Annotated in this window: 15 protein-coding genes and 1 pseudogene; 8 read left to right on the top strand and 8 right to left on the bottom strand. The window is 56.4% G+C overall.

Going from position 1 to position 24,450, the window contains the following annotated elements:
* Window positions 1–201 precede the first annotated feature (201 nt).
* Window positions 202–1,383 (top strand): galactonate dehydratase, encoded by a 1,182-nt coding sequence (dgoD, locus tag JG725_RS05395; protein ID WP_199376973.1) that lies wholly within the window; start codon window positions 202–204, stop codon window positions 1,381–1,383.
* A gap of 87 nt (window positions 1,384–1,470) precedes the next feature.
* Here the strand turns inward: dgoD and JG725_RS05390 are convergent, their stop codons facing one another.
* A complete protein-coding gene (locus tag JG725_RS05390) occupies window positions 1,471–2,370 on the bottom strand; it encodes a WYL domain-containing protein (RefSeq protein ID WP_172289054.1) in 900 nt (299 codons plus the stop codon).
* Between the two features lie 204 nt (window positions 2,371–2,574).
* Between JG725_RS05390 and pgaA the strand changes: the two genes are divergently transcribed.
* From pgaA to pgaD, 4 genes are read left to right on the top strand one after another with little or no spacing between them, the layout of a single operon-like run.
* A complete protein-coding gene (gene pgaA, locus JG725_RS05385) occupies window positions 2,575–5,031 on the top strand; it encodes a poly-beta-1,6 N-acetyl-D-glucosamine export porin PgaA (RefSeq protein WP_330528750.1) in 2,457 nt (818 codons plus the stop codon).
* Between the two features lie 10 nt (window positions 5,032–5,041).
* Complete coding sequence (gene pgaB / locus JG725_RS05380) at window positions 5,042–7,057, top strand: poly-beta-1,6-N-acetyl-D-glucosamine N-deacetylase PgaB (protein ID WP_172289450.1); 2,016 nt, start codon at window positions 5,042–5,044, stop codon at window positions 7,055–7,057.
* Complete coding sequence (gene pgaC / locus JG725_RS05375; RefSeq protein WP_172289055.1) at window positions 7,054–8,385, top strand: poly-beta-1,6-N-acetyl-D-glucosamine synthase; 1,332 nt, start codon at window positions 7,054–7,056, stop codon at window positions 8,383–8,385. The genes pgaB and pgaC overlap by 4 nt, the downstream gene beginning before the upstream one ends.
* Window positions 8,386–8,388: 3 nt before the next feature.
* The gene (gene pgaD, locus JG725_RS05370) at window positions 8,389–8,817 is read left to right on the top strand and encodes a poly-beta-1,6-N-acetyl-D-glucosamine biosynthesis protein PgaD (protein ID WP_199376971.1); all 429 of its coding nucleotides are present in this window, start codon (window positions 8,389–8,391) and stop codon (window positions 8,815–8,817) included.
* Between the two features lie 170 nt (window positions 8,818–8,987).
* Here pgaD and JG725_RS05365 read toward each other — a convergent pair whose 3' ends face one another.
* From JG725_RS05365 to JG725_RS05355, 3 genes are read right to left on the bottom strand one after another with little or no spacing between them, the layout of a single operon-like run.
* Window positions 8,988–9,479, bottom strand: coding sequence for an OmpA family protein (locus JG725_RS05365; RefSeq protein ID WP_172289057.1), 492 nt, complete (start codon window positions 9,477–9,479; stop codon window positions 8,988–8,990).
* 21 nt (window positions 9,480–9,500) lie between these two features.
* Window positions 9,501–10,739 carry a diguanylate cyclase domain-containing protein gene (locus tag JG725_RS05360; protein ID WP_233356301.1) on the bottom strand — a complete coding sequence of 413 codons (1,239 nt, stop codon included), beginning with the start codon at window positions 10,737–10,739 and terminating at the stop codon, window positions 9,501–9,503.
* Complete coding sequence (locus JG725_RS05355; protein WP_172289059.1) at window positions 10,732–11,283, bottom strand: YfiR family protein; 552 nt, start codon at window positions 11,281–11,283, stop codon at window positions 10,732–10,734. Before JG725_RS05355 ends, JG725_RS05360 begins: the two co-directional genes overlap by 8 nt.
* 354 nt (window positions 11,284–11,637) lie before the next feature.
* Between JG725_RS05355 and JG725_RS20855 the strand changes: the two are divergent.
* The 3 genes and pseudogenes from JG725_RS20855 to JG725_RS20845 all read left to right on the top strand — a co-directional run.
* Window positions 11,638–17,139, top strand: a pseudogene (locus tag JG725_RS20855) (glucoamylase family protein); the annotation flags it as partial.
* A 229-nt stretch (window positions 17,140–17,368) separates the two neighbouring features.
* Complete coding sequence (locus JG725_RS20850; RefSeq protein WP_370541604.1) at window positions 17,369–17,482, top strand: hypothetical protein; 114 nt, start codon at window positions 17,369–17,371, stop codon at window positions 17,480–17,482.
* Entirely contained in the window at window positions 17,458–20,241 is a 2,784-nt protein-coding gene (locus tag JG725_RS20845) for a GH36-type glycosyl hydrolase domain-containing protein (RefSeq protein ID WP_370541603.1), read from the top strand. The genes JG725_RS20850 and JG725_RS20845 overlap by 25 nt, the downstream gene beginning before the upstream one ends.
* A gap of 113 nt (window positions 20,242–20,354) precedes the next feature.
* Here JG725_RS20845 and rhaM read toward each other — a convergent pair whose 3' ends face one another.
* The 4 genes from rhaM to rhaB all read right to left on the bottom strand — a co-directional run bounded on the left by rhaM (window position 20,355) and on the right by rhaB (window position 24,312).
* Window positions 20,355–20,669 (bottom strand): L-rhamnose mutarotase, encoded by a 315-nt coding sequence (gene rhaM, locus JG725_RS05345; RefSeq protein ID WP_199376967.1) that lies wholly within the window; start codon window positions 20,667–20,669, stop codon window positions 20,355–20,357.
* Window positions 20,670–20,752: 83 nt separating this feature from the next.
* Window positions 20,753–21,577 carry a rhamnulose-1-phosphate aldolase gene (rhaD, locus tag JG725_RS05340; protein WP_172289061.1) on the bottom strand — a complete coding sequence of 275 codons (825 nt, stop codon included), beginning with the start codon at window positions 21,575–21,577 and terminating at the stop codon, window positions 20,753–20,755.
* Between the two features lie 9 nt (window positions 21,578–21,586).
* Window positions 21,587–22,843, bottom strand: a complete 1,257-nt coding sequence (locus tag JG725_RS05335) for an L-rhamnose isomerase (protein ID WP_172289062.1) — start codon at window positions 22,841–22,843, stop codon at window positions 21,587–21,589.
* Complete coding sequence (gene rhaB / locus JG725_RS05330) at window positions 22,840–24,312, bottom strand: rhamnulokinase (RefSeq protein ID WP_199376965.1); 1,473 nt, start codon at window positions 24,310–24,312, stop codon at window positions 22,840–22,842. Before rhaB ends, JG725_RS05335 begins: the two co-directional genes overlap by 4 nt.
* Between the last annotated feature and the right edge of the window lie 138 nt (window positions 24,313–24,450).

Here is a 24,450-nt window from a genome sequence, read left to right as displayed (position 1 = left end):
TGGGGAACGGCTGACCGCTCGGACTTTTCCGCCGGCGAAAAGTCGGGTTCCTTCAATTCCCTCACACGCGTAACGCTCATCTCCCTTTAGGCTGGACGGACATTATGCCGCCAAACTTGTGAAACGATCCGTCATCGCTTAATAATGTACCGCACTATCTGATGTGAAATAGCGGCTTAGCGGTGAGGAAAGAAATTACCAATGAAAATAACTGATGTACGAACCATTCTGGCCAATCGATATATGTTTGTCGAAATTACCACCGATGAAGGGCTTAAGGGCATCGGCGAATCCGGAGCCTGGGGATTTCTTGACGCATCAAAGGGGGCGGTTGACGCGCTTCGTACTTACCTTATCGGTCAGGATCCGTTGCGTATAGAGCACCATTGGCAATATATGTATCGCTGCTGGCATTTTCGCGGAGCAGCGATCATGGGGGCAATCAGCGCGATTGATATTGCGCTGTGGGATATCGCCGGTAAGTTCTATGGCGCGCCGGTGTATAATTTGCTGGGCGGTCGCTGTCGGGATAAGGCGCGCGTTTACGCCCACGCCGGCGGCAGAACCACCGAAGAAACGATTGAAAATCTCAAACAGGCGAAAGCCGAAGGGTTTACCGCCATCGGTCATCTGTCGCCGTTTCTTGACGAATCGCGCGATACCCCTTACTTCACCACCCACGCCAGGGAAATCGGGGAGGCGATTGAACGGATCGGCGCCTATCGCGAGGCGGTGGGAAATTCGGTGGATTTATGCATTGAAATACACCGGCGTTTGAAGCCTGCGGATGCGGTGGTATTAGCCAGAGGAATCGAGGCTTTTTATCCTTATTTCATTGAAGATCCGATTGGCGCCGACAATTTTGATTCCATGGCCGAAGTGGCGGATAAAATCAATATTCCCATTGCCACCGGCGAGCGGTTAAATAATCCGCAGGAATTCGCGATGCTGATTAAACGTAATGCGGTGTCCTATGTGCGTCCCGATGTTTGCATGTGCGGCGGCATTACCGGCGCGAAAAAAATCGCGGCGCTGGCGGAAGCGCACGATCTGATGGTGGTGCCTCATAACCCGCTCAGCCCGGTTTCCACCGCGGCCTGTTTGCAGATAGCCGTGAGTATTCCGAACTTTGCCCTGTTGGAATATCCGGGTGACGATCGGCCGGCGCTGTCGGAAAAATTCGGCGCCACCGGCGTGGAGAATGGCGTACTGAAAAAAGATATGGTGAAAAGCACATTCCGATGCGTCGACGGATTTATGGAAATTCCGACGGCGGCGGGTATCGGCATTGAGCTTGCCGATAATGTGGCGGAACGCTTTCCCTATCGCCGTCGGGGATTGAAAACCCGGCTGCATATTGATGGCTCCGTGGTGGATCAATAATCGCTTTTGAAGAATGCGCATCGCGCCGATGCGCTTAGACCCGCTTATCAGGCAGGGATTGGATGTGCCGCGCCGCGCCTAAGACCATCAGACACACTTGGGCAGCGCGTCGATATAGGGCTGAATTTCCTCTCTGTTTTTCAAAATAATCTGCTGATTGACCGGCCGATCCGTCGCGCTGGTCGGCAGGCCGAGGCGCCTTAACGTGTGGCACAGTAACGCCTGCCGACAGCATAGCGAAACTTCCCCGTCTTTCATTCCGTAGTCCAGCTCCAGAATGCGCTTGTGCGTGGGGGGGAGATCCTGATGCGGCGCCAACACCAGCGTCAGAATGGTATGCCACGGCTTATCGGAAGCAGGATCGATCGTTGACGGTTGAACGCCGTCGATACGTAAAATCCGCGTCAGAACAAAGTCGCAGAATTGCTGCTTTGTGTTGCAGAAAGCGCGGACATGCCAGCGAAACCCATTATGTCCCAGGGCGTGGGGAGACAGTAGCCTTAACGATTCATCCAGCGATGACGTTGACTGATAGCTGACCCAAATCGCCATCTTTTTCCGAATGGCCTTGACCACGGTTTCCACCGTCTGCTCATCGACCGCGCGCGTGGGATAGTGCGCCCAGTCAACCTCGGGCGCCGAGCCGATAAAGCTGGCGTCCGGCTCCAGTATGCCGGTCTCCGTCGCCAATAATTCTTCCAGATAACGCTGCGCGGAACTTTGCGGATAGATCGGCGCGAAATTAGGGGTTGCGGTGTATGTTTTGGCGCTGCGGTCGTAGATCAGATTATCGGGCGCGATTTCCATGTATTTGGAAATGTCGAGCGACGCCTGTGGAATCGACAGCCCAAAAAAAGTCGTCAGATCCGTGCGGTTGATATTTCCTTCCCAACGAAGACGAAAGTCGATGAACTGGAGGCGGCGCTCCAGTCCCCAGCTTCGCCCTTTGGGAGGGCGCTCTGAATTTGCGGTAGAATGTTCAGGCATATGCGTATAAATACTAGACGGATATAAAAAGTAGTCGTATCATAATTATACGCTAAAACCCCTTTTTCGTCTACGAGAGGCCGCTGTACGCCATAAAGATCATCATCTTTCGCGGTTAACGCGACGCTATTTTCGTTGAGTTCAGTGATTCGCTGAGCCATTGGTTTGGAAATTTTATTCATCCTATAAATATCGGGAGCTATTGTGACGCCCATTTTTAGTGCATGGCCGCATCATTTTTATCTTCAGTGGAAGAAATGGTTAATAACTTTTGCTTCGCTGGGATGCGTCGGATATGTGCAGGCAGCGGTATCGGATTATGATGCATTGATTATTCAAGCCCGGCAGGGAAATACCGCCGGGGCGGCGACATGGCTTTCCCGACAATCATCCCAACGTCTATTAACGGCGAATGAAGTGGCGGACTGGCTGCAAATTACCAGTTGGGCAGGTAATGACAATGAGGTCATTAAAATCTGGCAGCGTTATCGCCATGTGACGTTATTACCCGATCGCGCCCTGACGGCGGCGGCCAGAGCCTACCGCAATTTGCATCAATGGCCGCAGTCGCTTGAATTGTGGCGTACGGTTGCGGCGCGTTCGCCGAACAACAGCGATGCGCTAAGCGGGCTGATTATGACGCTCACGGATGCCGGACAGGTGAAAGAGGCATTGCTGCTGGCGACGCAGCGCGTACAGCGTGAGCCTACGGCGGCGCACTGGCAGGCGCTGGCATGGGTGCAGCGCGCGGCGGGACTCAATTGGGCGGCGCTGGCGTCCATCTCTCAGGCGGTGCGGCGCTCGCCGCAGGATAATCATCTGTTGCGTGACTATAGCGCCATTCTGGCGAGCAACCGCATCAGCGTACCGGCCTTAACGGTTGGGAAGCCGGGAACGTTGCCGCCCGCCGAATTGCGTCAGCGTGAGTCCGGGGCTGCCGCTGAGTTGGTGCGTATGGCCTTCCTCCCCAGCGCTACCGAGCGCGAGCGTTTTGTCGTGGCGGATCGCGCGCTGGCGAATTATGAGACATTGCTGACCCGCTGGCATGCCGATCCCGATGCGCAGGCGGACTACCGCCGCGCCCGCATCGATCGGTTGGGGGCGTTATTGGCGCGCTCCCGCATGGTCGAAGTAACGTCGGAATACGAGGACTTACGCCGCGAAAACGATGATATTCCCACTTATGCCCGGCTCTGGGCGGCTTCCGCCTATCTTTATTTGCAGCAGCCGGATAAAGCGGAACAGCTCTATCTTTCGGCGGCGTGCGACGCGCCACAGGAAATGCGCGAGCCTGAGGAACAAAGCTCTCTTTTTTATAGCCTGGCGGAAAATGAACACATAACCCAGGCGCATCAGCAGGTCAGTCAACTCAGTAGCCGTACCCCCTATTTTCTTCATAGCTATGGATTATCTCTGCCGGTGCCGAATGATGATTGGTTGGAGGTTCAGCAACTGCTTGTTCAGTCAATGTTGTTTCGCGGCGAACTGCCGCAGGCGCAGCAGAAAGCGGAGCATCTGGCTGATACCGCGCCGGGAAACCAGGGGCTGCGCATCGGTCTCGCCGACGTTTATCTGGTACGGGGCTGGCCGCGACGGGCGGAAACGGAGTTGAAGCGAACCGAAGGATTGGATCCTCGCAACATAGAACTGGAGACGCAACAAGGGTTGACCGCATTGGATCTGCAAGCCTGGCGTCAGGCCGATCAACTCGCCGACGATGTGATCTCCCGTTATCCGGAAAATAGCGGTGCGCAGCGGCTCGATCGCCTGCGGCGGGTTCATCACCTGTCTGAGCTGCGTATCAGCGGTTCCCAGGGCATAAAATCCGACAGTCCTGTCGCCGGCTCGCATGATACCGGCGTCGATGCCGCGCTCTACGGCTCGCCGATCGCCGACAACTGGCGATTGTTCTCCGGGTTTGCGTTCGACGAGGGAAACTTTGAGGAAGGGCGGGGGATTAACCGCAATGTTCGCGGCGGCGCGGAGTTCACTAACCGGGATAACTGGCTGGAAGCGGAAATCTCGGGGCAGAACTACGGTCACGGACAAAAAATAGGCGCCCGTCTTTCCGGCTGGCATGATGTTGACGATAGCTGGCGCATCGGCGCCGGCGCAGAGCGACTGATGCGCCGCACGCCGTTACGGGCGCTGACCAACCGCGTGACGGCCAATGGCGCGGATGCCTATGTTCGCTGGAGGAAGAGCGAGAGGCGGGAATGGCAACTGAGTGTCTCGCCGGCGCGGTTTTCCGACGGTAACCGGCACGTTGAATATACCCTTGATGTTAAAGAGCGGCTCTACAGCGCGCCTTTTCTGACGGTGGATTTCACTCCGTCGATAAGCGGCAGCCATAACAGCAAATCCGAGGTCGCTTACTACAGTCCGCGCAGCGACGTGGCGGTGCTGCCCGCCGTGACGCTCGATCATATGATTTATCGTCATTATCAGACGGAATGGCATCAGGAAGCGGTCGCCGGAGCGGGGGGGTATTGGCAGCGGAGTGAACCTCGCGGCGCCATTACCGCGCTGGGATACGGTCAACGCGTGCTTTGGAACGATGTTCTTGATGCCGGCATCATGGTGAATTGGGACAAACGTCCCTACGACGGTGTACGGGAAAAGAATTTATCGGTGTCTTTCGATGTTAATTACCGGTTTTGAAGGGCTGATGATGCTTTTGATACGTTTACGTTATTTATTGATTACTCTTGGTATGCTGATGATCGCCGCCTGCTCGCAGGCCGACCGTCCGGCATTTGTCGCGCCGTCTGAGCGCCCCCTTTCGGATAAAGAGCAGGTATGGCCCGCCAATCATTACATTGTGCTGGCTTACCATGATGTTGAGGACGATGCCGCGGATCAGCGCTTTATGTCGGTGCGAACCAGCGCGCTGAATGAACAGTTTGTCTGGCTGCGGGAAAATGGCTATCAGCCGATATCGGTTGACGATATTCTCCGCGCGCAGGCCGGCGGCCGGCCGCTGCCCGAGAAAGCGGTGTTGCTTACCTTTGATGACGGCTACAGCAGTTTTTATCACCGCGTGTATCCCTTGTTGCAGGCGTATCGCTGGCCGGCGGTGCTGGCCCCGGTGGGGGACTGGCTGGATACCCCGGCGGATCAACCGGTGGATTTCGGCGGACAAAAGGTGCCGCGCGAGCGTTTCCTCTTCTGGCGGCAGGTGCGTGAAATGTCGCAATCCGGCCTGGTGGAAGTCGGTGCGCACACCTATGCGCAACATAAGGGGGATGTGGCGAATCCGCAGGGCAATCTGGAGCCGCATGCGGTTAACCGCCTCTATTACCCGCATCAAAATCGGTATGAAACGCTGGCGGAATATCGTCGGCGCATCGGCGATGATATCGATCTGATCACCCGGCGAATTACCGAGGCAACCGGTAAAGCGCCCCGGGTTTGGGTCTGGCCTTATGGCGCCGCAGGGGGCGAGGCGCTGAAGATTGTCAAGCAGCGCGGCTATCAGATGGCTTTGACGCTTGAGCAAGGGATGTCGTCAGTACAGGCGACGGATAATGTGCCGCGTCTGCTTGTCGCCAATAACCCGGATATCAAACAGTTTGCGCAGATGGTGGTTGATGAACGGGCGCAGGAGATTATGCGGGTGGCGCATATCGATCTGGACTATGTTTACGATCCCGACCCGGCACAGCAAACGCAAAATCTGGACGAATTGGTGCAACGCGTCGCCGATCTCGGCATCAATACGGTTTTCTTGCAGGCATTTGCCGATCCCAACGGCGATGGGAATGTGCAGGAGCTCTATTTTCCCAATCGTTGGTTGCCGGTCAGAGCCGACTTGTTTAATCATGTCGCCTGGCAACTCTCCACGCGCGCCAATGTTTCTGTCTATGCCTGGATGCCGGTGCTGGCGTTTGACTTTAACGATAAGACGATGCCGCGGGTTGAAAAAATCGATCTCAAGAGCGGCGAACGCAGTATAGACGCGCAGCAGTATAAACGCCTGTCGCCCTGGAACAGCGAGAATAAACAGCGAATCATTGATATCTATGAAGATCTGGCGTCGCACGCGTCGTTTAACGGCATTCTTTTCCACGATGATGCGGTACTCGCCGAAGATGAAGATGCCAGCGCCGATGCGCTAAAAGCCTATCAGGCCGCGGGATTTCCAGATTCCATCGCCGCCATTCAACACGATCCGCAGCTTTTATCCCGGTGGACGCGCTTTAAAAGTACCGCATTGATTGAATTCACCCAGACGCTGGCGGCGCATGTGCGCGCCGTCCGTGGACCGCAGATTAAAACGGCCCGCAATATCTATGCGATGCCGATCCTGGAGCCTGAAAGCGAAGAGTGGTTTGCGCAAAATCTGGATGATTTTCTGGCGGCTTATGACTGGACGGCGCCCATGGCCATGCCGCTGATGGAGAACGTGTCGTTAAAAAACAGTAACGCCTGGCTGGAAAAACTGGTGCATGCCGTCGCCCAGCGACCGGGCGCGTTGAATAAAACGGTATTCGAGCTTCAGGCCAAAGATTGGCGTACCCGGAAAGAACACTGGTTAAACGGCGCGCTGGTGGCCCAGTGGATGAAGTGCCTACAGCTTAACGGCGCGCAGAGTTATGGCTATTACCCCGATGATTTCTTAAACAATAAGCCGGAGCTGAAGATGATTCGCCCGGTATTTTCAGCAGGATGGTATCCGCAGCCATGATAGACCGTATTGTCGCTTTCTTTATCTTATGCCTGGTGCTGAGCATCCCGCTGGGGATCACCTTCACTTTCACCGGCGAAGTCTTGCTGTACTTCATTTTCCTCTGGCCGCTGTTTATGTCGGGGCTGTGGATGTCCGGCGGCCTGTATTTCTGGTTTCACTACGAGCGCCACTGGCGGTGGGGCAAGGATGTCGCTCCGCCGGAGCTTAAAGGCGAACCGCTGGTGTCTATTTTGATCCCTTGCTACAACGAGGGGCCTAATGCACGAGAAACCCTTGAGGCGGCGTTGTTTCAGCGCTATCGGAATATTGAAGTGATCGCCATCAACGACGGTTCGAAAGACGATACGGCGGAGGTGTTGAATCAACTCGCGAATGAGTATGACAAATTGCGCGTCATACATCTGGCGAATAATCAGGGTAAAGCGGTGGCTTTGCAGACGGGGGCCGCCGCGGCCAGAAGCGATTTGCTGGTGTGCATTGACGGCGATGCGCTTCTGGATCGCGATGCGGTGGCTTATCTGGTCGCGCCGTTGATTGATAATCCGCGGGTGGGCGCCGTGACCGGCAACCCGCGCGTTCGTACCCGATCGACGCTGATCGGGCGTGTTCAGGTCGGTGAGTTTTCATCGATTATCGGCCTGATCAAGCGCACGCAGCGCATTTACGGCATGATTTTCACCGTTTCGGGGGTGGTGGCGGCATTCCGTCGCCGGGCTTTGGCTGACGTCGGCTACTGGAGTCCGGATATGATCACCGAAGATATCGACATCAGTTGGAAATTGCAGTTACGTCACTGGTCGATATTTTTTGAGCCGAGGGCGCTGTGCTGGATCCTGATGCCGGAAACGCTGGAGGGGCTGTGGAAACAGCGCTTACGCTGGGCGCAGGGCGGGGCGGAAGTGTTTTTGAAGAACCTGCGTAATTTATGGTCCTGGCGTTATCGCCGCATCTGGCCGCTGTTTTTTGAATACAGCATTTCGACGATTTGGGCTTTCACCTATGCAATCAGCATCGTGCTGTTTTTACTCGGGCTGATGATTGACCTGCCGGGCAGAATTCAGGTGCAGAATCTGTTTCCGCCGGCCTTTACCGGCATGGTGCTTGCCGCCGCCTGTTTATTGCAATTTACGGTTAGCCTGCTGATTGAGAGGCGTTACGAGAAAAACATGGGACGCTCGCTTTTTTGGATAATCTGGTATCCGATGGTTTATTGGATGCTGAGTTTATTTACCAGCCTGGTGAGTTTCCCGAAAGTGATGTTGAAAGCGCGACGCCAGCGTGCTCGCTGGGAAAGCCCCGATCGCGGTATTGAAAAGGAGGGATAATTGATGAATTCTTCGTTGATTTTTACCGAGCAACGTCTGTTTCCGAGGTTGATCGATTTCTTGATGTCGTTATGCGGCTGGTGCGGATTTATTGGGTTAATGACGGAGGGCGTGCTGGAAATAGTACAGCGCTCCCCGTGGGTGGAGTCACGCGTTATGCCGATCGAGCTGAATACATTTTCCCTGTATTTTGCCATTGGTATTTTCAATGCGCTGCTGCTGATTGGCTGGGCAAAATACAATCAGTACCGATTTCGGATTGAACGCCGTACCCGAGACGACGGGTTAAACTCTGAAGAAGTCGCCCAGAGTTTTGCTATCCAGACTAATCATATTCATACGCTTAACCGTAACCATATACAGCGCGTCTGGCATGATGAATGGGGGAGCGTTGTCCGTATTGAGTCGATGAGTGTAAATCATGAGTCATAGTCCTATATATGATGCAATGACTTTATTCAGGGTAAAATAACCGCACGGGTTATTTCGGCGGTTATTTATATCAGCTATTGCTAATAATAAACAGAGGTTAATATTAGGAGGCAGCTCAACAGCTGTTTAATATTAGCGATAGTTTTTTCCGGCGGCGTCAATAATTGAAATCATCGAGGTGCGGTGATAATAATCGCTACCCGCCGGTTCTCCGCACGTCCTTTAGCATGATTATTGCTGGCGACAGGATATTTATCGCCAAATCCCCGGGTGGTTAAATGACTGCGCGGTATATTGCCGCTTTTGGCATAGGCATCCGCAACGGTATTTGCCCGTCTCAGCGACAATGCCAGGTTATAACTGCTCTCGCCGGTGCTGTCCGCATGACCATCCATCCTGGCATGCAGTAACCCCACCGAACATAAAGCCGCGGCGATATGATGAATGGACGCTTTACTTTTCGCCGTTAGCGTTGACTTATTATTGGCAAATAATATTGCTTCGGGGAAGCCTAATGTCCAGCCGGTTGCGGTATTTTTGAAGCCCTGGGATTGTAGTGCGGAAATTTGCTCTGGGGTAAATTTTTTATTCGGTGGTGATTGACATCCTGTTATTCCAAAAGCCGTTATTATCGCCAGGGTTGATATAAAACCTGTTTTCATAAAACCTCCTGTTTTTATGTTCTATGTAATTAGAGCATTATGATGCTTTTGTTTTTCCAGATACATGTTTTTATCTGCTTGCTCCATCACTGATTTCAGCGTTGAGTCATTGTCTGCAATTGCCACACCGATGCTTAGCGTCATTGTAATATTAATTCCGCCGGGTAAACAGATTGGTTCACTGGTTTTTTTATATATATTCCGTATGACGCGATCAATATTGTCCCTGTTTTGTGATTCAGAAAGCAGGATCAGCGCGAATTCGTCGCCGCCCAGTCGCGCGGGCAGCGATTCTTTACCGACGCAAGACAACAGGCGATTGGCCAGGGTGATTAAAACTTCATCCCCGACGGCATGTCCATAGGTATCGTTAATATCTTTGAATCGATTGCCATCGATAAACAGTAATGCGAGTTGTGATTTTCTTTCTTTATCACTGAGCAATCCTTCCAGCGCGCTGCAAAAGGCCGCGCGGTTGGCTAATCCCGTCAGGGGATCGCTCAGCGAACGCTTCAGCAAAGAGTCGTTTTCTTTCAATAGTTTGTGTTGCCAATGTTCGATTTCACTAAGCAAGCTATTAATATCTTTACTTAACAGATCGATTTCCACGATTTTACCCGCCGGTATGCGGCGAGAAAAATTACGATTTTTCCTGATGTCATGCACCACGTCGGCAATATTGTGCAGGGCGAAAATCAGCCCGCGGTGCAAACGTCGGGATATAAAAATAGACAGAATAGAAGCTAATATAACGCACAGCGTGAGCGCGGTTAATGAGAAGTAAACAAACTGTTTAATTGTGGCGTCCGCGCCTGAAATCTCGATTTTCCCGACGAATTCGCCCCGGTGATAAATGGGTTGGATTACCGAATTCGGAAATAACCAATGAATAATCATTTTATCGACATGATCCATTGAAATGCTGTCATTGGCCCGCCATTCGGTTAATATTTTTCCTTGCTTATCCGTTACGATGGCAGTAGTAAATTGCTCCTTTTTACCCAGGCTGGTCAATATTTCTTTAGCTGCTACTCCATCCTGAAATACCACCGCGGCTTCGACGCTTTGACTGAGCGTATAGGCCATCAATTGCAGGTTTTTTCCAGAATATTGCTTAAAGGCAATCAGCGAAGCGGTAGTGATCAACATCCATGAAGCGGTCATCGTAATAATTAGACTTATTGTGCTGATACGGGTCAACGCCGACCTGAAAGTTATTTTTTTTGCTAAATCAGAAGAAAAAATCCCTTGTTTATTCATGATATCCATTCTGTGGACGTGCGAGGATTAAAACCTCAGGGTTAACCCTGATGCCGGTTCTGGATAGAGAGTCTAAATTGACGGAAAAACTCACTTTTTTATTGAAGAATATCAGGCAAAATGCACTACCATAAATACATTCCTGATTCTGTTCAGTAATCGTCAATAACGGATGCGCCGGAGCTGTATTGATTATTTTTATCTGTTCTGAAACGGATTCCTGTCCGAAGTAGACAGCATCACAGCGTGATGGAGAGAAATCATGAATTTTATTCAATATGACGGAATGAAAGGTCGGCTTCTTTTGCGAGAGTGGCGGTGCTGTCAGCGTGGACAGGAAATAGGCGGAAGAAAATATGCACAGAGTAGGAAGCTTATTCTGCGTCGGCCAGTGTGAATAACTAATAATACCCGCCACTGTCTGATAGAGTTGATCGGCTGATACCCGCGACATTTCATCTCTTAGTTTGGATGGATCCGCCTTGGCTGAAACGAGCGTGGTGAAGAGTAAAAACAGGGTGAACACAGACCATATTTTCCCCATACTCTAATCCAGCCTTATCATAGAAATATTAATTCGAATGTCATGCAATATATTTAATCTTTACCGTTCTAGCCAGTGGTTTTTCCGCTTTAATCGATGCGTAAAGATGCAGTGCGCGGGCCAATCCTGATCTGAAAGTGATCCTGCCGCGGCATAAATGTTCAGCGGTATGGCATTTATCGACTACACTTAATTCTCTTTGCCTTTCTTATGGCCCGCGACTGACATGAGCGGGTCACATTGCATATACATATATAAGTGCCGACATTCCTGCGCCAATACGGTCTGCCAGCTTTCTGGACGTTACCTTCAATACCGCCTGCGCGGATTTTGCGTTCAGGCTAAAAGGCGATTATGAACATATTCACCCGAGCGCTTATTTTTCTGCATAAACCCTCGCCGCCCTGGCATGATATCCGGCCGGTGAGAGGCGAGCTGTTTGGCATGGAGCGTCTGGAACAGCACGGACGCACGCTTGCCGCCGCTCAACCGGTAACCTCTTCGCCGCCCGCCGTTTTATCTTTACATCATCGCCTGAATGACAATGCCAACGTGTTATTGGCCGCCTACCGCGCCAGCGCCGCCGAACTGGAAAAAGGCGGCAGCGTAGTGCCGGCGGCGGAGTGGCTGTTGGATAATTACCATCTGGTGGCCGCGCAGATCCGTGAAATCCGCGAGGATCTTCCGCCGCGCTATTACCAACAGTTGCCTAAATTATCGCAGGGGCCGTTTGCGGGATATCCCCGAGTCTTTGGTCTGGTATGGGCGTTTATCGCCCATACCGACAGTCATGTCGATCCGGAGGCGTTACGCCGTTTCATCACCGCTTATCAAGGCGTGCAGCCGCTGACGATCGGCGAGTTGTGGGCTGTCGCCATTACCCTGCGCATCGTGTTGATAGAAAATCTGCGCCGTCTGGCCGACCAGATGACGGCAGGGCGTCTGGCGCGCGCCGAGGCCGAGCAGGCCGCGAATAATCTTTTGAGCGCCGAGGATGGACAAGCCGCGCTGGCGAAGGAGATTGCCCGTCATAACGATGAGCCGCTATCCGAGACGTTCGCGGCTCAACTGGTGAAGCGGTTACGCGATCAGGATCCGCGCACCACCCCGGCGCTGGGGTGGCTGGAACATCGTCTGCGGCAGCAGGGGCGCTCGATGGATGATGTAGTGCAAAACGCGCAGCAGCGTCTGGGCGTGTCTAACGTCACCGTGCGCAACATCATTACCAGCATGCGATTGATTTCCGATATCGACTGGGCGACGTTTTTTGAAAGCGTCAGTCTGGTGGATGCGCGTTTGCGGGCCGGCAGCGCGTTTGCGGAGATGGATTTTACCACCCGGAACCTGTACCGCAGCGCCATCGAACAACTGGCGCGGCAAGCCCCGTGCACGGAACTGGATATCGCCGAAAAAGCGCTGTTGCTGGCGCAGCAGGGGCCTGATGCGTCGTCCGCCGGCGATCTTGACGACCGCAAGCGCGAACCCGGGTATTACCTGATTGCGGAAGGACGCCCGCAGCTTGAAGCGGTCATCGGATTTCGACCGGAACTGTTACTGCGTTTCAACCGCTTTACGCTGCGCGTCGGCATGGCGGGCTACGCCGGGGCCATCGGATTTTTCACCGCGCTATTGCTCGCCGCGGCGTTATTCGTGCTGTCATCGCCTGCCGTGGCGAGCGCCTGGCTGATATTTATCGGCTTGATCTGCCTGATCCCGTTTTCCGAAGTGGCGACGGCCTGGGTTAACCGGCTGGTGGCCTGTCTGTTCGGCGCCGCGCCGCTGGCCGGGCTGGAACTGCTGAAAGGCGTGCCGACGCACTGCCGGACGATGGTGGTGATACCCACCTTGCTCACCAGCGAGCAGGATATTCTGCAACAGGTCGAACAGTTGGAAGTCCACTATTTGTCCGGCGGCCTGGGGGATATTACTTTCGCCTTGCTGACGGATGGCGTGGATGCCGAAACCGAACGCGTGGCGGGCGATCGGCATCTGTTGACGCAGGCCTCTCAGGCGATACAGCGACTGAATCGCCATTATGGCCCCGGGCCGGCCGGCGATCGCTTTTTATTGCTGCATCGCCGAAGATTGTTCAATACCAGTGAAAAGATCTGGATGGGCTGGGAGCGCAAACGGGGAAAACTGCATGAGCTTAACCGCCTGTTACGCGGCGCCGCCGATACCAGTTTTATCCCGGTTGACTCGCTCCCCATTAACGTGCCGGCCGATGTCCGCTATGTCATTACGCTGGACGCGGATACCCGTTTACCCAGAGACGCGGCCTTAAAACTGATTGGCAAAATGGCGCATCCGCTTAACCAGCCGCGCTGGGATGCCGGCGGGCGACGTATCGTCGCCGGCTATGCCATTCTGCAACCTCGCATTACGCCCTCTCTGCCTGCCGGACATGAGGGATCGCTGTATCAGCGTATTTTCTCCGCCCCGGGCGGCATCAACCCTTATGAGGCGTCGGTGTCGGATGTTTATCAGGATCTGTTCGGCGAAGGTTCCTACACCGGAAAAGGGATCTACGATGTCGATGCCTTTGAACGGGCATTGCAGGATCGCATTCCTGAAAACAGCCTGCTGAGCCATGACCTGTTTGAAGGCGTTTACGCCCGCTCGGGACTGGCGTCGGACGTCGAACTGGTGGAGGCGTTTCCCACCCGTTACGACGTGATCGTGAAACGGCAACATCGCTGGACGCGCGGCGACTGGCAACTGCTGCCGTGGATCCTGGGACAGGCGCGGACGAACGCCGGCAGGGCGGAGCGGTTATCCACGCTGGGGCGCTGGAAAATGGTCGACAATTTGCGCCGCTCGCTGTTGGCGCCCAGCCTGTTGTTGATGCTGTTTTTCTGCGGCGTTCTGCCGCTGTCGCTGGCATGGAAGGGTTTTGTCATGGTGCTGCTGGTGCTGGCGTTTCCAGCCTGCCTGCCGGCGATATGGGATGTGGTTTCCCGCTGCTGGCGGGGGCTGACCGGACGGCAGTCGTTTACTCAAAGCCATCCTTTTCGGCATCTGTTCAGCGATCTGAAACTGGCGGCTATGCAGGTCTTGCTCTCGCTGGCGTTTCTTGCCGATCATAGCTGGCGGGCGCTGGATGCCTTGTTTCGCACCCTGATCCGACTGACCATCACCCGACGGCATCTGCTGGAGTGGACGACCGCCGCGCAGTCGGGGCGTCGCCCGCGGCTGACGCTGGCGGGTTTTTATTATCAGATGGTCGGCGGCCTGCTGCTGAGCATAGCGGTGGTCGGGGGATCGCTGGCGGTCGCGCCGTGGAATTGGCCGCTGTGGCTGCCGCTGGCGTTGTTGTGGTTCGCGGCGCCGGCATTGGCATTGTGGGTCAGCCGGGAGCGTTCCATTACGCGGCAGGAAAATATCGGCGAGTCCGACAAGCGATCGCTGCGCTTAATCGCGCGCCGAACCTGGCGTTTTTTTGAAACCTTTGTCACCGCGCGGGAGCACCATCTGCCGCCGGATAATTTCCAGGAACAGCCTAAACCGGTGATCGCTCACCGAACGTCGCCGACCAATATCGGCCTGTATTTACTCTCCACGGTGGCGGCGCGAGATTTCGGCTGGATCGGCATTGCCCAGGCGATCGAACGCCTGGAAGCGACATTCACGACACTGGATCGTTTACAGCGCTTTAAAGGCCATTTTCTTAACTGGTACGACACCCGGGATTTGCAAACGCTGCTTCCGGCTTATGTCTCTTCCGTCGATAGCGGCAATCTGGCGGGCAACCTGATCGTACTGGCGAATACCTGCGAGTTATGGCAGGAAGCGCATTGGGCGCAGGATTGTCGTCAGCCCTTAGCCGACCACCTCCAGTTGATTCGGGACTCGCTGTTTCTGCACCGGGAAACGCAGGGGGAACTCTCGTTACTCCAGCGGTTGGGGAAAATTGACGCGCTGCTGAACAGTTCGTTGCCGCCTGAACGTCTGTTATCGGAAGCGATTCTGCAACTGGATCAGCTGTTACAGCGGGCCGACACGTTGTTGCCGCGCGGCGATGATGAAGAGGCTGATGAGCCTATCGCCGAGCCGCTTTTTTGGATAAACGCCGCCCGGTCGATGTTGGCGGCGCATGAAATGGAACATCGCTGTTCCGTCGTCGAGCGCGAAGCGCTGACCGCGCGCTTGCAGGATCTGGCCGTTCGCTCGCGCCGGATGGCGATGGAGATGGATTTTGCGTTTCTTATCGATCCGGAACGCAAGCTGTTGTCGATCGGCTATTTAATGACGGAAAATCAGCTTGATGTCAGCTGCTATGACCTGCTGGCCTCCGAAGCCCGGCTGGCGAGCCTGTTCGCCATCGCCAAAGGCGACGTCGGCACCCGCCACTGGTTCCGTCTGGGACGCGCGGCGGTGCTTACCGGTCGGGGGGCGGCGCTGATGTCGTGGTCTGGTTCGATGTTTGAATACCTGATGCCGTCGTTGGTGATGCGTGCGCCGATGGGGAGTTTACTGGAGCAGACGACGCGTCTGATCGTTGCCCATCAACAGGCCTACGGGCGCGCCTTATCGGTTCCCTGGGGCATTTCCGAGTCGGCCTATAATGCTCGTGATATAGATTTTACCTATCAGTATTCCAATTTTGGCGTGCCAGGCTTGGGATTGAAGCGCGGGCTGGCGGACAATCTGGTGGTGGCGCCTTATGCAACCGGATTGGCGACGATGGTCGATCCGCTGGCCGCCTGCCAAAACTACGCGCGTTTAGCCGAAATGGGGGCGTCGGGCCGTTATGGGTTTTATGAAGCGCTCGATTTTACCCCTTCGCGTCTGCCGGATAATAAAAAGGTCGCCATTGTTTACAGCTTTATGGCGCACCATCAGGGCATGACGCTGGTTGCCATCGCCAACACCCTGCATGACGGCAATATGCGCAGCCGGTTCCACCGCGAGCCGGTGATTCAGTCATGTGAATTACTGTTGCAGGAAAGCCTGCCGGCGCATGTGGCTATCGCTGAACCGCAGCCTGACGATGTCAAGGTCAGCGGAGGCGAAAGCCGCAATGAAACCGCCACCTTGCGGCGCTTTTCCGCCATGCCGACAGGGGCGCCGATCACCCATTTACTCTCCAACGGCCGCTATGCGGTGATGCTGACGACCAGCGGATCGGGCTATAGCCGCTGGCGCGAGCTGGCGGTGACGCGCTGGCAGGAAGACACCACCCGGGATAGCTGGGGCAGTTTTGTTCTGCTGCGCGATATGCGCAGCGGCCGGATCTGGTCGGCCGGCGAGCAACGTCAGTTAAGCGAATCGGTGGGAAATCTCCCCGTGCCGTCCGGTATCATCAGCAGCGCTATCGGCGCGCCGGCGCATCGCTACGATGTGATTTTCGGAGAAGATCACGCCTCGTTTATCCGCCATGAACGCACGCTGACGACCACGCTGGATGTCCTGGTGTCGGGAGAAAGCGATGGCGAAGTGCGGCGGATCACCCTGACCAACAGCGGGCGGCGGCGGCGGGATATTGAACTGACCTCCTACGCGGAAATCGTGCTGGCGCCGCCGGCCGCCGATAGCGCGCATACCGCGTTTTCCCGTATGTTTGTGCAGACGGAATATCTGGACGAATTTTCCGCATTGATCGCCACCCGCCGACCGCGCACGCCGGATGAACCGCCGGTGTGGGCGGCGCATTTTGTGGTGCTGGAAGGGGCTATCGGCAGCAAAATGCAGTATGAGTCGGATCGGGCCCGTTTTATCGGTCATGGCAAGTCGGTGATGACGGCGGACGCGATTTTGGGTCATCAGGCGTTGTCCAATACCACCGGCACGGTGCTTGACCCGATCTTTTCACTGCGACAGCGGGTGCGTATCCCGGCGGGGAAAACCATTCGTCTGGCGTTTTGGACCGTGGTCGCCGCTTCCCGGGATGAACTGATTGATGTGATTGATAAACATCACGATCGCAGCGCCTTTGAACGCGATAAAACCTTTGCCTGGACTCAGGCTCAGGTGCAGTTGCGCCATCTTGGCGTCAAAGCCGAAGAGGCCGCGGATTTCCAGCGGCTGGCGGCGCCGGTGCTCTATGCCGATCCGCGTTTCCGGGCGCCGTCCGAATCGATAGTCAATGGCGCGGGCGAGCAATCCGGCCTGTGGTCGATGTCCATTTCGGGCGATCTGCCGATCGTGCTGCTGCGCATTGATGATATCGACGACATGGCGCAGGTTCATCAACTGTTGAGGGCGCATGAATACTGGCGCCTGAAACTGCTGAATGTGGATCTGGTCATCGTCAACGAACGCTCATCCTCCTATATTCAGGATTTGCAGATCGCCATCGAGACGGCGATCCGCAGCAGCCAGTCGGGGCCGCGTCTGGGCGTCGCGTCAACGCGCGGCGAGGTGTTTGCGCTACGGGCCGATTTAATGTCGACGGAATCACGCGCCCTGCTGTTATCGGTCGCCCGGGTATCGTTGATCGCCCGTCGGGGACCGCTCTCTCATCAACTGGCGCTTATCCCTTATGTGCCGCCCAGACCGCGTCCGCCGCACACGCCGAAAGTCAGCGTGCCGGACAAGACGCCGCAGCCTGAGGCGCTTGAGTTCTTCAACGGATTGGGCGGGTTTGCCCGTCAGGGACGCGAGTATGTCACGGTGCTGGACGCGGAACACGCCACGCCGGCGCCGTGGATTAACGTTATCGCCAACCCGACGTTCGGCTTTCAGGTGTCGGCGCAGGGCAGCGGTTACACCTGGGCGGAGAACAGCCGTGAAAATCAGCTGACCCCCTGGGGAAATGATGCGGTGATCGATCCCGGCGGCGAGGCGCTGTATGTGCATGATGATGTCAGCGGCGTGCTATGGACGCCGACGGCATGGCCGATCAACGACGGCGGGCGCTACGTTGCCCGACACGGTTTTGGCTATAGCCGGTTTACTCACCACGCCAATGGCATCGAGCTGGCGTTATTACAGTTCGTCCCGCTGGCCGATCCGATAAAAATATCCCGGCTGAGCCTGCATAATACCTCAATGCAAACACGCCAACTGACCGTCACCGGCTATGCCGAATGGGTTTTGGGATCGTCTCGCAGCGGCAGCGCCCCCTATCTGTTAAGTCAGGTGGATCCGCAGACCGGCGCGATGCTGGTCAATAACCCGTGGTCCGGCGCTTTCCCCGGGCGCGTCGGGTTTGCCGATTTATCCGGCTGGCAGTCGTCGTTCACCGCCGACAGAACGGAGTTTCTGGGGCGTAACGGGCACATGCGCGCGCCGGCCGCGTTGATCGACGGAAGCAAGCTGTCGGGAAATACGGCGGCGGGGTACGATCCTTGCAGCGCCTTGCAGACGCACATCAGCATCGCCCCCGGCGAGCAGGTGGAGATCGTCTGGCTTCTCGGTCAGAGCGCGGCGGTGGAACCGGCCCGAAACCTGATTGAGAAATATCGGGAGATCGACCTGGAGCAGGTTTTAAGCGAAGTTGAAGCGCATTGGCAAGCGGTAACCGGCGCGGTGCAGGTGAAAACGCCGGATCGCGCGATGGATATTATGCTCAATGGATGGTTGCTCTATCAGACCCTGTCATGCCGTATTCAGGCGCGCTGCGGTTTTTATCAGGCCAGCGGAGCGTACGGCTTCCGCGATCAGTTACAGGATGGCATGGCATTAACCTTTTCCCGCCCTCAGGATACGCGCAGCCACCTGCTGCGGGCCGCCGGCCGCCAGTTTGCCGAGGGGGATGTCCAGCACTGGTGGCTGCCCCATTCCGGCGCCGGGGTGAGAACGCATATCTCCGACGATCGTGTCTGGCTGGCTTTTGCGACGGCGACCTATATTCAGGTCAGTCAGGATCACGGCGTGCTTGCCGAACAGGTCGGTTTTCTGGAAGGGCCGCCGGTGGCGCCGGGTGAACACGATGCCTTCTTCCAGCCGATGCCTTCGGCCGAGTCGGCGACGTTGTTTGAACACTGTGCCCGCGGTCTGGATCAGTGCCTGCTGCTGACGGGCGCCAACGGGCTGCCGCTTATCGGCGGGGGAGACTGGAACGACGGCATGAACCGCGTCGGGGAAGGCGGAAAAGGGGAGAGCGTCTGGCTTGGCTGGCTGCTTATTCGCACTATCGCCATCTTCGCGCCGCTGGCCGATACCCGCGATGCGGAACGCGCCCTGCGCTGGCGTCGTCACGCCGAGTCGGTGCGGCTGGCCATTGAAAATTCGGCATGGGACGGCGCCTGGTATCGTCGTGCGACCTTTGATGACGGCAGTTGGCTTGGCAGTCGCCACAACGATGAGTGCGCCATCGATTCGATTGCCCAGTCATGGGCGGTGTTGTCCGGCGTCGCCGATCCGCAACGCGCGGCGACGGCGATGGCTTCTCTGGAGGAGCATTTGATCCGCCGCCAGGACGCTCTGGCCCTGCTGTTTACCCCGCCGTTTGATCGCACCGCGCACGATCCCGGTTATATCAAGGGCTATCCGCCCGGACTACGGGAAAACGGCGGGCAATATACGCATGCCGCCATGTGGTCGGTGCTGGCGTTTGCCCAGTTGGGGGAGGGCAATAAGGCCGCGGAACTGTTTGCGCTGCTCAACCCGATTAATCATGGCTCGACGCCGGCGCAGGTTGCCCGCTACCGGGTCGAACCTTACGTTATCGCGGCGGACGTTTATTCGGTGGCTCCGCATGTCGGACGCGGCGGCTGGACCTGGTATACCGGCTCGGCAGGATGGATGTACCGATCGGGCGTCGAGGGTATTCTGGGGATTCGCCGGGAAGGCGATCGGTTGTTGCTCAACCCGTGTATCCCGGATGACTGGACTGATTTCGCCGCGGAAATCACGCTGGGGGAATGTCATTATCAGATTAGCGTGGTGAATGAACATCACCGATGCCGGGGTATTTCACTGGCGGTGCTGGATGAGGCGGCGATCTCTATCGAGGAAGGCAAGGTAAGCATTGCCTTAGTGGAGGGCGATCATCATATCAGGCTGTGGTTATGATCGGATTAGCGAGGGGGTAGGCGGCGCCGTGCCAGCCATGCCGTAGCACGCGCCCGACGTTCAAGCGCCGCCGCCCTGCCAACGGGACGGCGGCCTTCACCGCAAACAGGGGTTTACGCCAGATAAAACACGTTTTTCAGTTCCTGACTGACCGGGCTGTTGTCCGGATTGCTGGGCATAATGTCGCGCATATGCTTCCACCAACGCTGGCAGACATCGGTCTGCGCGACCGCATTCCAGCGCGCTTCGGACTCAATCTCCAGCGTGGCGAAAAGCAGATTACGCCCGGCATCGAGATAAATGGCGTAGTGATGGGCGCCGTGCTGTTTAAGCACGGTTTCCAGCTCAGGCCAAATCGGCGTATGACGGCGTTGATACTCTTCATGGGCATCGGCATTGACCTGCATCACAAAGGCTTTACGAATCATCACGCCTCCCGATATCCCCCGCGCGCGCAACACCGCTACGGCGCGGGCTAACGTTGGGTTGCGGCAACATAACAATCATGGTGTTAATCCTTAAGCGCTTGCGCCATCGGCGTCACGTCGAAACGTTCGCCGAGGGCAATCAGTTGTTCGCGGGTGATGGTCTGCTTCATGCCGCCCATCGACAGCACTTTCACCAGAATTTCAGATGATTTTTCAGCGGTGTCGATCAGGCCAAATGTTTCATCCAGCGTCGGGCCGCTGCCAAAAATACCGTGGTGCGGCCACAGCACCAGGCTGTGGCAACGCATCTGTTCGGCGGTGGCGGAGCCGATGCCGTCGGTGCCCGGCACCATCCACGGCACAATGCCGATCCCATCCGGGAATACCACCAGACATTCGGTGCTGCCTTCCCATAATTTCCGCGTAAAGCTGACGGCATCAAGTTCCAGCACATAGCTCAGGGCGATCAGATTGGTGGCGTGACAGTGCATGATCACGCGGTCTTTATCCCCGGAAACCTGTTTGCGCACCGCATGAGACTGGAAGTGCGCCGCCAGCTCGGAGGTCGGCAGCCCGCCGTGGGTCAGCCCCCAGTGAATGTGGTAGGCCATGCCGTCATCGGTGACGCGCAGCAGTACCAGATTATCCGCCGGGTCAAGCTGGACGTTGCGGAAAAACTTGCCGGAGCCGGTTACCAGAAACCAGCAACCCGCCAGCGCGGCGGCGGGCTGACTCAGTTCCACGCCGCGAGGCGAGGAGTAAAACTCGTCGCGATACGGTTCCACGTCGGCGGCATCCAGACGCAGACTGATATTGCCGCCGTTGCGTTCGTCCCAGCCTTTCAGCCACATATCGCCGGTGGCTTTCACCATGCCCTGAATAAACCATGAAGAAAGAATACGTTGCATGAGTGCTCCTTAACGCTGGGTTAAAATCTGTTGTTCATAATGACGGATGGTGGTGAGCCAGGAGGCATCCACCGGCGTGTCGTGACGTTGACAATACATTTCCCACACCGCTTGCCACGGCAGGGATTTCTGTTCTTCCAGCAGGGCCAGGCGGGCGGTGTAATCGCCTTCCTGCTCCAGTTGGCGCAGTTGCGCGGTCGGTTCCAGCAGGGCGCGCAGCAGGGCTTTTTTCATGTTGCGGGTGCCGATCACCCATGCGGCGATACGGTTGATGGAGGCGTCGAAGAAGTCCAGACCGATGTGCACCCGCTCAAACAGATCGTGACGCACAATTTCGCTGGCAATGGCCTGGGTTTCGTCATCCAGCAGCACCACGTGGTCGCTATCCCAGCGTACCGGCCGGCTGACGTGCAGCAGCAGACGCGGCACATAAAGCATGGCGCTGGAGATCTTGTCGGCGATGGTTTCCGTCGGGTGGAAGTGGCCGGCATCCAGACACAGGGCGGTCTGGCGGGTGGCGGCATAGCCGAAGTAGAACTCATTGGAGCCAACGGTATAGCTTTCCGTGCCGATGCCGAACAGTTTGCTTTCAACCGCATCAATATGATGAGCGGGGTCAAGTTTTTCGGCGATGATTTCATCCAGCGCGGCCAGCAGGCGTTGACGCGGAGCGAGGCGGTCAACGGTGATATCTTTCATGCCGTCCGGAACCCAGATATTCATCACCGACGGCGTGCCAAGTTGTTGGCCGAAGTAAGCGGATACGTGACGGCTGGCTTTACAGTGGTCGATCCAGAACTGACGGATTTCGTCGTTGCGGTGAGAAAGGGTGAAGCCGTCGGCGCTCAGCGGATGGGAAAAACAGGTCGGGTTAAAGTCCAGCCCGATGTGGTTGCTTTTCGCCCAGCTCACCCAGTTTTTGAAATGTTCGGGTTTGATTTCGTTGCGATCCACCGGCGGCTCGGCTTCCAGATAGATGGCGTGCAGATTCAGGCGTTTCGGGCCGGGGATCAGGCTCATGGCCCGATCGAGATCGGCCCGCAGTTCGGTCGCGTTGCGCGCTTTCCCCGGGTAGTTGCCGGTCGCCTGAATACCGCCGCTCAGGGCGCCTTCCGGGTTTTCAAATCCGGCGACGTCGTCTCCCTGCCAGCAATGCATGGAAACGGGCAGACGATCGAGCTGGCGCAGCGCCTCCTCGGCATTGACGCCGACGGCGGCAAAACGCTGTTTTGCCAGTTCCCAGGCTTGATGAATAGAAGTAGTCATGCGCAAAGCTCCTTACGTGTTTGACGATTTTGATGGCGGCGAGCGACAAAGCGCGCAATATCGCTCTCTGGATCGGGCTGGAAATGCGTGAGTTCGCTATTTTGAGCGACCAGCGTGCGGAACGCATCCACATCGGCGATGTCGTTCAGCGCCATGAGCTGGCAACCGATATTGCCGAGGGTGGACGCTTCGACCGGCCCGACGCTGACCGGAATGCCGCAGGCGTCGGCGCAAAGCTGGTTGAGGAAATGGTTCTGGCTGCCGCCGCCGACAATGTGCAGCCCGGTGAACGGACGGCCGCGTAGCTCGGCCAGTTCGCTCAGCGCCTCGGCATAGAGCAGCGCCAGACTGTCGAAAATGCAGCGAGCGACGTCGCTGTCGGTCGTCGGAACCGGCTGCCGGCTTTCGCGGCAGGCGGCCTGAATTTCCCGGCTCATGCTGGGCGGATTGATAAAACGCGCATCGTTCGGATTGATGACAAAACGGCAGGCGGGAAGGTGCCGGGCGCGCCGGATCAGATCCGGCAGGTCGCTTACCGCCATTTCTTTGGCGATCCGCTGCAACAACCACAGGCCCATAATGTTTTTCAGCACGCGGTAACGGCCTTCCGCGCCGCCTTCGTTGGTGATATTGGCCGCCAGGGCTTTTTCGCTGGTATAAGGCGTTTTGCTCTCGAATCCCATCAGCGACCAGGTGCCGGAAACAAGATAGGCCGCGTCCTGGTCCGCCAGCGGCGCGGCAATGACGGCGCTGGCGGTATCATGGGTTGCGACCGATATTACCGCGATCGGCCGGCCTGCCTGGCATCGCCACTGACCCAATATCCGGCCCGGATGCGTCGGGCTCCCGAACCAGCCTGGCGGCACCCCCGTCCAGTCGAGCAACCGGTCGTCCCAGTCGTCGGTGTTGATGTTGACCAACTGCGTGGTGGTGGCGTTGGTGTATTCCCAGTTAAGCGCGCCGGTTAAGCGGTAATAGAGGTAGTCCGGCATTAACAGCGCGTGGGCGACCTTATCCAGCAACGCCGGCTGCTGCTCGACCAGCGCCCGCAACTGATACAGCGTGTTAAAGGGCAGAAACTGAATGCCGCTGCGGCGGTAGATCTCGTCGCAGCCCAGCTCCTGCTGGGCGCGGGCCATGATGCCATCGGTGCGGTTGTCGCGATAAGAGATCGGCAGGCCGACGCGATTACCCTGTTTATCGATCAGCACGTAATCGACGCCCCAGGTATCGATGCCGATGCTGTCGAGGGCGACGCCTTCATCGCAGGCTTTTTGCAGCCCGAAACGGATTTCGCGCTCAAGCGCGTCCACATCCCAGATGTCATGGTCATCGACGCGTTTCAGGCTGTTTATGAAACGGTGAATTTCCCGCAATGTCAGTTTGTTATCGGCGCTGTCGTAACGCGCCAACATAACGCGGCCGTTGGACGCGCCCAGGTCGACGGCTACACAATGGCGGAGAGTCATGATGGAGATCCTTGTCTATGAATCATTGCCATCAGTCTAAAAAGATCCTTGCCTGCTCACCTTAGTATTACGGACATCCCGCAGATCGCGGTGGCAAAGAGGCAAAGATGAATGTGAGCGACATCACAAAATGTCATT

This window comes from Brenneria sp. L3-3C-1 (genome assembly GCF_016456245.1).
Lineage (GTDB): Bacteria > Pseudomonadota > Gammaproteobacteria > Enterobacterales > Enterobacteriaceae > Brenneria.
The sequence above is the reverse complement of the archived record's forward strand: the minus strand, read 5'-3'. Positions and strand labels throughout refer to the sequence as shown.

What these genes read in the sequence shown, in the direction of transcription:
- dgoD (WP_199376973.1), top strand. Translation starts at nt 202, where the DNA reads ATGAAAATAACTGATGTACGAACCATTCTGGCCAATCGATATATGTTT.
- JG725_RS05390 (WP_172289054.1), bottom strand. Translation starts at nt 2,370, where the DNA reads ATGCCTGAACATTCTACCGCAAATTCAGAGCGCCCTCCCAAAGGGCGA.
- pgaB (WP_172289450.1), top strand. Translation starts at nt 5,042, where the DNA reads ATGCTTTTGATACGTTTACGTTATTTATTGATTACTCTTGGTATGCTG.
- pgaC (WP_172289055.1), top strand. Translation starts at nt 7,054, where the DNA reads ATGATAGACCGTATTGTCGCTTTCTTTATCTTATGCCTGGTGCTGAGC.
- pgaD (WP_199376971.1), top strand. Translation starts at nt 8,389, where the DNA reads ATGAATTCTTCGTTGATTTTTACCGAGCAACGTCTGTTTCCGAGGTTG.
- JG725_RS05365 (WP_172289057.1), bottom strand. Translation starts at nt 9,479, where the DNA reads ATGAAAACAGGTTTTATATCAACCCTGGCGATAATAACGGCTTTTGGA.
- JG725_RS05360 (WP_233356301.1), bottom strand. Translation starts at nt 10,739, where the DNA reads ATGAATAAACAAGGGATTTTTTCTTCTGATTTAGCAAAAAAAATAACT.
- JG725_RS05355 (WP_172289059.1), bottom strand. Translation starts at nt 11,283, where the DNA reads ATGGGGAAAATATGGTCTGTGTTCACCCTGTTTTTACTCTTCACCACG.
- JG725_RS20850 (WP_370541604.1), top strand. Translation starts at nt 17,369, where the DNA reads ATGGCGCGGGCGAGCAATCCGGCCTGTGGTCGATGTCCATTTCGGGCG.
- JG725_RS20845 (WP_370541603.1), top strand. Translation starts at nt 17,458, where the DNA reads ATGGCGCAGGTTCATCAACTGTTGAGGGCGCATGAATACTGGCGCCTG.
- rhaM (WP_199376967.1), bottom strand. Translation starts at nt 20,669, where the DNA reads ATGATTCGTAAAGCCTTTGTGATGCAGGTCAATGCCGATGCCCATGAA.
- rhaD (WP_172289061.1), bottom strand. Translation starts at nt 21,577, where the DNA reads ATGCAACGTATTCTTTCTTCATGGTTTATTCAGGGCATGGTGAAAGCC.
- JG725_RS05335 (WP_172289062.1), bottom strand. Translation starts at nt 22,843, where the DNA reads ATGACTACTTCTATTCATCAAGCCTGGGAACTGGCAAAACAGCGTTTT.
- rhaB (WP_199376965.1), bottom strand. Translation starts at nt 24,312, where the DNA reads ATGACTCTCCGCCATTGTGTAGCCGTCGACCTGGGCGCGTCCAACGGC.